Origin of the sequence: Actinomyces sp. ICM39, from assembly GCF_000282935.1 — a bacterium.
Lineage (GTDB): Bacteria > Actinomycetota > Actinomycetes > Actinomycetales > Actinomycetaceae > Pauljensenia > Pauljensenia odontolytica_B.
The window spans coordinates 1-9,062 of record NZ_ALCB01000115.1 but is presented as its reverse complement, the minus strand read 5'-3'; the positions used below and the strand labels follow the sequence as shown (position 1 = coordinate 9,062).

General features: G+C 67.8%; 8 protein-coding genes and 1 tRNA gene. 4 read left to right on the top strand and 5 right to left on the bottom strand.

Annotated elements, in window-relative coordinates; translation table 11 throughout:
- Positions 1 to 89: 89 nt before the first annotated feature.
- From HMPREF1137_RS07700 to topA, 5 genes are all read right to left on the bottom strand, one after another.
- Positions 90 to 162, bottom strand: a tRNA-Thr gene (locus tag HMPREF1137_RS07700).
- 115 nt (positions 163 to 277) lie between these two features.
- Positions 278 to 1,888: an alpha/beta hydrolase gene (locus HMPREF1137_RS07695; RefSeq protein ID WP_009053931.1), complete on the bottom strand. Its 1,611-nt coding sequence runs from the start codon at positions 1,886 to 1,888 to the stop codon at positions 278 to 280.
- A gap of 36 nt (positions 1,889 to 1,924) precedes the next feature.
- On the bottom strand, positions 1,925 to 3,118 hold the full coding sequence (locus HMPREF1137_RS07690; RefSeq protein WP_009053942.1) for a DNA polymerase III subunit delta': 1,194 nt from the start codon (positions 3,116 to 3,118) through the stop codon (positions 1,925 to 1,927).
- A complete protein-coding gene (gene tmk / locus HMPREF1137_RS07685) occupies positions 3,115 to 3,933 on the bottom strand; it encodes a dTMP kinase (protein WP_009053927.1) in 819 nt (272 codons plus the stop codon). The genes HMPREF1137_RS07690 and tmk overlap by 4 nt, the downstream gene beginning before the upstream one ends.
- Positions 3,933 to 6,677 carry a type I DNA topoisomerase gene (gene topA / locus HMPREF1137_RS07680; RefSeq protein WP_009053944.1) on the bottom strand — a complete coding sequence of 915 codons (2,745 nt, stop codon included), beginning with the start codon at positions 6,675 to 6,677 and terminating at the stop codon, positions 3,933 to 3,935. Before topA ends, tmk begins: the two co-directional genes overlap by 1 nt.
- 312 nt (positions 6,678 to 6,989) lie before the next feature.
- Between topA and HMPREF1137_RS07675 the strand changes: the two genes are divergently transcribed.
- The 4 genes from HMPREF1137_RS07675 to HMPREF1137_RS07660 all read left to right on the top strand — a co-directional run bounded on the left by HMPREF1137_RS07675 (position 6,990) and on the right by HMPREF1137_RS07660 (position 8,988).
- Positions 6,990 to 8,015, top strand: a complete 1,026-nt coding sequence (locus HMPREF1137_RS07675; RefSeq protein ID WP_009053933.1) for a DUF1266 domain-containing protein — start codon at positions 6,990 to 6,992, stop codon at positions 8,013 to 8,015.
- Positions 8,016 to 8,044: 29 nt separating this feature from the next.
- A complete protein-coding gene (locus tag HMPREF1137_RS07670) occupies positions 8,045 to 8,314 on the top strand; it encodes a transporter (protein WP_009053940.1) in 270 nt (89 codons plus the stop codon).
- Between the two features lie 141 nt (positions 8,315 to 8,455).
- Positions 8,456 to 8,719: a type II toxin-antitoxin system Phd/YefM family antitoxin gene (locus tag HMPREF1137_RS07665; protein ID WP_009053929.1), complete on the top strand. Its 264-nt coding sequence runs from the start codon at positions 8,456 to 8,458 to the stop codon at positions 8,717 to 8,719.
- 2 nt (positions 8,720 to 8,721) lie between these two features.
- Entirely contained in the window at positions 8,722 to 8,988 is a 267-nt protein-coding gene (locus HMPREF1137_RS07660; protein WP_009053938.1) for a Txe/YoeB family addiction module toxin, read from the top strand.
- Positions 8,989 to 9,062: the final 74 nt, after the last annotated feature.

Genomic DNA, 9,062 nt, shown 5'->3' with positions numbered 1-9,062 from the left:
CACCCGGAACACCAGCGGCGTCACAAGCAACACCGCAGCACCACACACGCATACAAAAACGCCCACCCGGTTCCGGGTGGGCGTATCTGAGCCGCCTGTGGGAATCGAACCCACGACCTATTCATTACGAGTGAATCGCTCTGCCGACTGAGCTAAGGCGGCCGCGCCTGCCGTTCCACCGTCTCCGGGGCGTGCAGGCAACGGCACAACTCTACTGGACGAATCGCGCCGAACGCAAACCAAGACACCCACCGAGGGGATGTCGTGAGTCACGTCCCTACTGGCACATGAGGCCGTCGGCGGGGACGGTTCCCTTCACGAAGTAGTCCTCGACGGCCCGCGTGACGCACTGGCTGGCACCGCGACGGTACGCGGTGTGGTTCCAGCCCTCGACGGAGACGAGGACACCGCTGGCGAGCTGCCCAGACAGGCCCTGCGCCATGGAGTAAGGCGTCGCCGGGTCGTGGGTGGTGCCGATGACGACGATGGGAGCCGCGCCCTGAGCGGTGATGCGAGAGCGCTTGGCGTGCTTGGTCGGCCAGGCTTCGAGGGCGGCCGATGGGTAGCCGACGTACTTGCCGAGGATCGGCAGTTCGCTCTTGAGAGTCTCCACCTGTGCGGCCCACTCATCGATGTTTCCTTCGGGCGAATAGTCGAGGTTGTTGATCGCGTTGATCGCGTCGAAGGAATTGTCCTGGTAGGTGCCGTCGGGGTTACGCGAGTTGAGGGTGTCAGCGATGGCGAGCAGACCGCTACCGTCGCCCTTCTGCCACGCCATTCCGAAGGCCTGCGTGAGCTGCGGCCACCACTGGGTGTTATACATGGCGCCGGTCAGCGCGGTCACGGCTAGATTTTCGGTGAGCGGGCGCGCCGGGTCGTTCGTGCGCATCGGGCTGTCCTCGAGCGAGTCGAGGAAGGAGCGCACGGTCTGGATTCCCTCGTCGAGGCTGCGGCCCATCGGGCACGAGGCCTGGGTCGCGCAGTCGGAGATCCAGTGCTGGAGCGAGGCGTCGAGGCCGCGCATCTGGAGGGCCGAGACCTCGTTGACGCTGAGGGTCGGGTCGAGGGCGCCGTCGAGCACGAAGCGGCCGACGCGCTCAGGGAAGAGCCCGGCGTAGGTGGCACCGAGGAAGGTGCCGTAGGAGTAGCCGAGCAGGTTCAGGGTTTCCTGCCCGAGGACGGCGCGCACCATGTCGAAGTCGCGGGCGGCGCTGACGGTGTCGATGTGCTCAAACAGGCTGCCCGAGTGTTCGCGGCATCCCGCCGCGAACACTCGTGAGTCCTCCTGCACTTCGGCGACCGCAGACTGGGGGGATTCGTCGGCGGTGTCCTCATCGTCGCCGTCGTTACGTTCGTCCTTCTCCAGGTCGGTCATGCAGAAGACGGGGGTCGAGTCGCCCACGCCGCGCGGGTCGAGGGCCACGATGTCGTAGGCCTTGACGACAGCTTCACCGATTCCCTGCGCCGCGTAGTAGGGCAGCGAGGAGACGACGGCGCCACCGGGGCCACCCGGGTTGATGAAGAGCGCGGGCGCGTTCTCCACGCCGGAGCGGTGGATGGCCAGCGCGAGCGTGATCTGGTCGCCGTCAGGGTTCGACCAGTCGAGGGGTGCCTTGAGGAACGCGCACTGGTACTCGCTCGCGTTGGAAGAGTTGATGCCCTGGAAGGAGTCGAAGGTCCCCTCCGCGCACACTCCCCAATCGATCGCCTGCTCGTAGTAGGACTGGGTAGAGCCCGACTGAACCGGGATGGGCGCGGCCGAGGAGGTGGCCGTCGCCTGGGGCACCGGCCCTTTACGCTGGGTTCCGTAATAGCCGATGATGGTCAGGACGATCGCGACGACGGCGAGGATAGCAACGGCGCCGGCCGCGATGGAGCGAGTCTTCATGGCCCCGATTGTAACGGAGAAACGCTGGGTCAGTTTTCACGCCTGGGGGCGCAGCGAAATCGCCATGTCCTCCAGGACCAGCAGGGCGTTTCCGTTCGACACGAGGCGCTTGCGCGCGGTCTCGATGTGGTCGACGCGCGCGAGGGTCTGGCGAGGCGTGGAATCCTGCGCAATCTCGTGCACCAGATCGGACAGGTCCGTGTTGATAAGCTCGCCGTCCCCGCCCACCTGGACCATGAGGACGTCGCGGTAGATCGCGAGCAGGTCGATGAGGGCACGGTCGATCGCGTCGGTGAGGGCGCGCTTGGAGCGGCGCTTCTGGTCTTCCTCGAGCTGGCGGATCATCGTGCGCGAGGCCTTGGTGGCGCTCTCGCCCTCGTCCATGCCGAGCTGACGCAGCAGCTCCGCCTTTTCGCGGGCGTTTCGTTCGCTGACCTGGGCGTCGGCCTGGGCTTTCGCAGTCTCAAGGAGGCGGTCGGCGGCCATGACGGCCTCGCCGACGCTGCGCACGGAGGCGGGGGCGGTGATGATGGCTCGGCGGCGTTCGCGCATCTGGGGGTCGCGGGCGAGCGCGCGCGCCAGGCCGATGTGCGATTGGGCGGCGCGCGCAGCCTCCAGCGCGACATCTGGGGTGGCGACGCCCTCGCGCACGAGCAGGTCGGCGACCGCGCTGGCGGTGGGGATACGCAGGCCGAGGTGGCGGCAACGCGAGCGGATCGTCGCGATCATGTCCTCGGGGCTGGGGGCGCACAGCAGCCACACGGTGTGCTCGGGCGGCTCCTCGATGGCCTTGAGCAGCGCATTCGCACCTGACTCGCCAAGGCGGTCCGCGTCCTCGACGACGATGACGCGCCACAGCCCCTGGGAGGGCGAGGACTGCGCCTGCAGCACGAGGGAACGCGCGGTCTCCACGTTGATGATCGAGGTCTCAGTGGCCGCGAAGACGACGTCGGCGTTCGTGCGGCCCATCGTCGTGCGACATCCCGCGCACTGGCCGCACCCGACGGCCTCGCCCGTGCACTGGAGGGCTGCCGCGAAGGCGCGGGCGGCGACGGATCGCCCCGACCCAGGCGGGCCGGTGATGAGCCAGGCATGGCTCATGGAACGCGCGTCGTCGGAGGTGCGTGCGCCGCCGCGGGAGGCGACGATCGCGCGGGCGGAGGCAGCGGCCTCGCTGAGCTTAGCGACCGCCGCGTCCTGTCCGACGAGCGAGGACCAGACACTCATCATTCATCCCAGAGCGCGCCCTGGGATTCGCCCAGGGCTCCCACCATGGTGGCGGGTTTACGGGACGAGCCCTTGTTCGCGCTCTTCTCGCGCGGCTTCTCGGGGGCCTCGGGGGCCTCGGGGGCCTCAGAGGACGAGGCCGGGGTTTCCTGCACGGGTTCGGGAACGGCGTCCGAGGCCTCGTCGATGGTGACGGAGCCGCCCTCGAAGCGCTCGACGAGGACGCCGCGGATCTCGGAGAAGACCTCGTCGACCGTTCCCACCGCGTCGATGACGACGATGCGGTCGGGCTCGGCGTCCGCGAGGCGCAGGTACTCGTGGCGCACGCGCTCATGGAAGTCCATGGACTCGCGCTCCATGCGGTCCGGGGCGTCGGTGCGGCGGCGCGCGCCGACCTCCGGGGGCAGGTCCAGGAGGAACGTCAGCGAGGGGTAGAGGCCGCGGGTCGCCCACGCGGACAGGGACGCGATCTCGTCCACGCCGAGGGAGCGGGCCGCACCCTGGTACGCCAGAGAGGAATCGATGTAGCGGTCCCCCAGCACGACCGCGCCGCGCTCGAGGGCGGGAGCAATGACCGTGGCGACGTGGTAGGCGCGGTCGGCCGCGTACAGGAGGGCTTCCGTGCGCGCATCGACGTCCTCGGGGCCGTTTTGCACGAGGCGACGGATCTCCGTGCCCAGCTCGGTGCCGCCCGGCTCGCGGGTGACGATGACCTCGCGGCCACGGCTCTCAAACCAGTCGCGCACCGACTGGATCTGCGTGGACTTCCCCGAGCCGTCGCCACCTTCGAAGGTGATGAACACTCCTCGCGCCGCCATCAGCTGTCCTTCTTCGTCGCGGCCTTCTTGGTGGCCGTCTTCTTCGCGGTGGTCTTCTTCGCCGTCGTCTTCTTGGCCGTCGTCTTCTTCGCGGCCGTCTTGCGCGTGCGCTTGGGGGCGGGGCCCTTGGCGCGCTTATCGGCGAGGAGCTCGTAGGCACGCTCGGCCGTCAGGTCCTCCACCGTCTCGGCGCGAGGCACCGTCACGTTGGTCTCGCCGTCCGTCACGTAGGGGCCGAAGCGGCCGTCCTTGACGGTAACCTTCTTGCCCGAGATCGGGTCCTCGCCGAACTCGCGCAGCGGCGGGCGGGCCGTGCCGCGGCCGCGGGTCTTGGGCTGCGCGTAGATGGCCAGGGCCTCGTCCAGGGTGATGCTCAGCAGCTGGTCCTCGGAGGCCAGCGTGCGCGAGTCCGTGCCCTTCTTCAGGTAGGGGCCGTAGCGGCCGTTCTGCGCGGTGATGACCTCGCCCGAGGCCGGGTCCGTGCCCACCTCGCGCGGCAGGGACAGCAGCGACAGGGCGTCCTCGAGGGTGACGGTGGCGATGTCCATGGTCTTGAACAGCGAGGCGGTGCGAGGCTTGGCGGCACTCTTCTTTGTCTTCTTCGCGCCCTCCTCGCCGCCCTCGGCCGCCTCGGGCAGGACCTCGGTGACGTAGGGGCCGTAGCGGCCGTCCTTGACGATGATCGTGTGACCGGTCGCCGGGTCGACGCCCAGCTCGCGGCCGTCGTCGGCGGCGCGGGAGAAGAGCTGGTCCACCAGCTCGTCCGTCAGCTCGTCGGGAGCGACCTCCGGCGGCACGTTCGCGCGCGTCCCGTCAGCCTTTTCCATGTAGGGGCCGTAGCGACCCACGCGCAGCGTCACGCCGCGACCCAGGTCGATCGAGTTAACGGCGCGCGCGTCGATGTCGTCACCCAGGGAGGCGACGTCGTGGCGCAGGCCGCCCTTCTCGCCCGTGCCGTCGGGGCCGAAGAAGAAGCCGGTCAGGAACTCCGTGCCGTTCTCCTCGCCCGCGGCGATACGGTCCAGGTCGCCCTCCATCGAGGCCGTGAAGTCGTAGTCGACCAGGTTCGCCAGGTTCTCCTCGAGCAGGCGCGTTACGGAGAACGCCAGCCACGTGGGCACCAGGTACTGGCCGCGGTGCGTCACGTACCCGCGGTCCCCGATCGTCTGGATGGTAGCCGCGTAGGTGGAGGGACGCCCGATGCCGAGTTCCTCCATGGTCTTGACCAGCGTGGCCTCCGTGTAGCGGCCCGGGGGCTGGGTCTCGTGGCCGTCGGGGGTGGCCTCGGTCAGCGTCGCAGGATCACCCTCGGCGACGTCCGGGAGGGTCTTCTCCGCATCGTTCTTTTCTGCGTCGTAACGGCCCTGGTCGCGGCCCTCCTGGTAGGCCAGGCGGAAGCCCGGGGAGGTGATGACCGTGCCCGAGGCCGAGGACAGCACGTCGTGGCGCTTACCGTCGACCTCGATGCCGGTGAGCACGCGGATCGTCGCCGTGTAGCCGAGAGCGTCGGCCATCTGCGAGGCAACCGTGCGCTTCCAAATCAGGTCATACAGCGCCAGCTGCTGCTTCGACAGGGAACCGGCCACCTCGCCCGGCGTGCGGAAGTGGTCGCCCGCGGGACGGATCGCCTCGTGCGCCTCCTGGGCGCCCTTCGAGGTGGTGCCGTACAGGCGCGGGGACTCGGCCACGGCCTCGGCCCCGTAGAGCTGGGTGGCCTGCTCGCGGGCGGCGCGAATCGCCTGGCTGGACAGCGCCGTGGAGTCGGTACGCATGTAGGTGATGTAACCGGACTCGTAGAGGGACTGGGCGGTGCGCATCGTCGAGGACGCGTTCCAGTGCAGCTTGCGCGACGCCTCCTGCTGGAGGGTCGACGTCGTGAAGGGGGCGGCCGGACGGCGACGGTAGGGCTTGCGGGTCACCGAATCGATGACCGAGGCCGGGGCGTCCGACAGCGCCTGCGCGTAGGCGTGGGCCGTGGCCTCGTCCAGGTGGAGGACGCCGGCCTTGGCCGCCTTCGCGCTCAGCTCGCCCTTCTCGGAAAAGTCAGAGCCGGTCGCGATCGAGTGGCCATCCACGGAGGAGACGCGCGCGCCGAAAGCCTGGCCCGCCGACGTGAACGCCGTGTCGATCGACCAGTACTGAGCGCTCACGTGCGCCATGCGCTCACGTTCCCTGGCGACCACGAGGCGCGTGGCCACCGACTGCACGCGGCCCGCCGACAGGGACGGGCGAATCTTGCGCCACAGGAGGGGCGAGACCTCGTAGCCGTAGAGGCGGTCGAGGATGCGGCGGGTCTCCTGCGCGTCCACGAGGTCGGTGTCCAGGTCGCGCGTGTTCTCCAGGGCGCGCTGGATCGCTTCCTTCGTGATTTCGTGGAACACCATGCGACGCACGGGAACCTTCGGCTTCAAGACCTGCAGGAGGTGCCACGCGATGGCCTCACCCTCGCGGTCCTCATCAGTTGCCAGATAGAGTTCGTCGCACTCCTTGAGGAGCTTCTTGAGTTCGGTGACCTTTTTCTTCTTGTCCGGGTTCACCACGTAGTAGGGCGCGAAACCGTCATCCACGTTGACGGCGAAGCGGCCGAAGGGCCCCTTCTTCATGTCCTTGGGCAGCTCGGAGGGCTGCGGGAGGTCACGGATGTGGCCGATGGAGGCCGTCACGTGGTAGTCGGGACCCAGGTATCCCTCGATGGTGGCTGCCTTCGCAGGAGACTCCACGATCACGAGCTTCGTCGCTGACATTGCCGGTCCCTTCCGTCGCTTCCCCAGTATTTGTAGCACCTCACCGGCGGGTCTACGCGCCGAGGCATCTGGGAGGACCTTACCGCGTCCCACCCGCATCTGGATACCGGGGCCGCTTCCGCGCGTCTCACGCCGCTCGGGTTTGACATTCACGAGGCAGTGGCCGATTCTCGCGCGCGGGCGCGCCCAGGCGACGCATCGGAGGGCGCACACGGCGGTACCTATTACATAGGGGAAGCCCCGTCCTCGTCCCGCGTCCCCATCGTGTCCATCGTTTGTGTGACGGGTGCTTCATCGGGCAGAATCGGGGGCGTGATTGCGAGTTTCCTGTCCGAGATTCCCTTCCCCGTATGGTTCGCCATCGGGTGCGTCGTCGTGCTCCTGCTGAATCACTACGTCAAGCAGGCGGCCGCGCGCGCGAAGGGCGCCGTTCCCGCGCCGCGTGACGTGCGCAAGGCCGGCAAGGAGAAAGACTGGAACAGGCTCAACGAGCACCACACCCCGAAGATCCACGGCAAACGCGAGGACATGGCAACCGACCCTCGGGCGCGCCTGCTCGCCCCGTCCATGGTGTACGCGCTGTGTAACGGCGACCCGGTCAACGAGCTGACGCTGTCGGCCCCGGAGGACACGAAAACCATGCTGGAGCGCGACTGGGGCATCACGGACCGCGAGAGTCTCATCCGTCAGCTGTATTCGCTCCTGCGCGCGGGGCACCGCGAGGATTTCGCGGCCCTGCGCGAACGATGCCAGAAGAAGTCCTGGGCCGAGTCTGAGATCGCGCGCCTGAGCAAGACCGCGGACTCCTCCATGGAGGATTGGGAGAGCCGCTGGCGCATCCGCCGTTTTTTGGCGAACGACCGCGGCATCCAGGACCTCGATTTCGCCGCGTGGGATTTCTTTCGTGCGGCGAACCTGACGCGCGCGGGCGCGGGCATCGGATGGCTGAGCGAGGACGAGGCCTGGGATACCCTCGCGCTGATCAACCGGGCTCTGCAGCACTCCTATTCGTCGTGGGACGAGGCCTGGGAGGCCTTCCGCACGACCCGCTGGCTGTGGGCCGCGGAGGGGGACGCGCAGACCGCTGCCAACGACCTGCACGACCGTAACCGCGGCGAGTTCCTCGTCGGAAAGAACGGACTGTGGACGGCGATCCCGTGGGACGCCCCCTACCCGACGCCCCGCTTCCTCCTGCTCGATGCGCTCGCCGACATGGGCGCGCTGCGTCTGCTGCAGCCTTCGGCGTGGCGCTACGCATCGGCGTGGGAGCAGGACCTGGACGCGCACGCGCGCACCCGCGCCCCCATGTCCATCGGCGGCAAGCCGATCGTCAATTGATCCCCTCAATCTCCCAGTAGGAGACCACCATGTCCGACCAGCGCTTCCCGACCGAGAACGAGGGCGCAAAGCCCGGCGGCAACACCGGTTCTGTCCACGGCGAGGCCCCGCTCATCCGCAAGAAGGAGGAGCTGACGCCCGAGCAGTACAAGCGTCAGCGCAACAACCTGATCCTCATGGCACTGCTCGTGGTCCTCATCATCGCGGCCTTCGTCGCCTTCCCTTACATCAAGGCTGCTCTGCTGGGTGGCGCCGCGTTCCTCGCCCCGGTGGCTGGCTTCGCACCGCTGCTGTTCTGAGGATCTCTCAGTAGGCTCTGTCCCCTCCCCGCGGGCCCCAACGAGGGCTCGCGGGGGAGGTTGTGCGTCACCGGGCGACTGGAGACACACACCCTCACATCCTGTACAATGTTCTGTACATAGGCGAGCAGAGGAGCACCCATGAAGATCATGACCTACACCGAGTCGCGCGCACGCTACGCTGAGGTCCTCGACCAGGTCGTCAACGACCGCGAGGAAATCGTCATCACCCGACAGGGGCACGAGAGCGTCGTCATCATGGCGCTCGACGAGTACGAGTCCCTCATGGAGACCGTCTATCTCATGCAGTCCCCCGCGAACGCCCGCCACCTGCGCGAATCGATCGCGCGTCACCGCGCTGGCGAGGGCGTCGTCCATGACCTCATTGAGCTCGACGAGGACTGATCATGCACATCACGTGGGACGAGGAAGCCTGGAATGACTACGTCTGGTGGCAGTTCGAGGATCGCAAGACGCTCAAGCGCATCAACGCCCTCATCAAGGATATCCAGCGCAACGGGAACGAGGGGATCGGCAAGCCTGAGCCCCTCCGCTACGAGTTCTCCGGGTACTGGTCACGCCGGATTGACTCCCGTCACCGCCTGATCTACCAGATCAGCGATGACGGCAAAGCCCTCTGGATCATCTCCTGCCGCTTCCACTACGGCCAGTAAACAATCACGAGGCCCGGGCTGGTTCCACCCCCACAACAAGTAACGTCACTCTTACGCCAAGCGCCGCGGCTGCC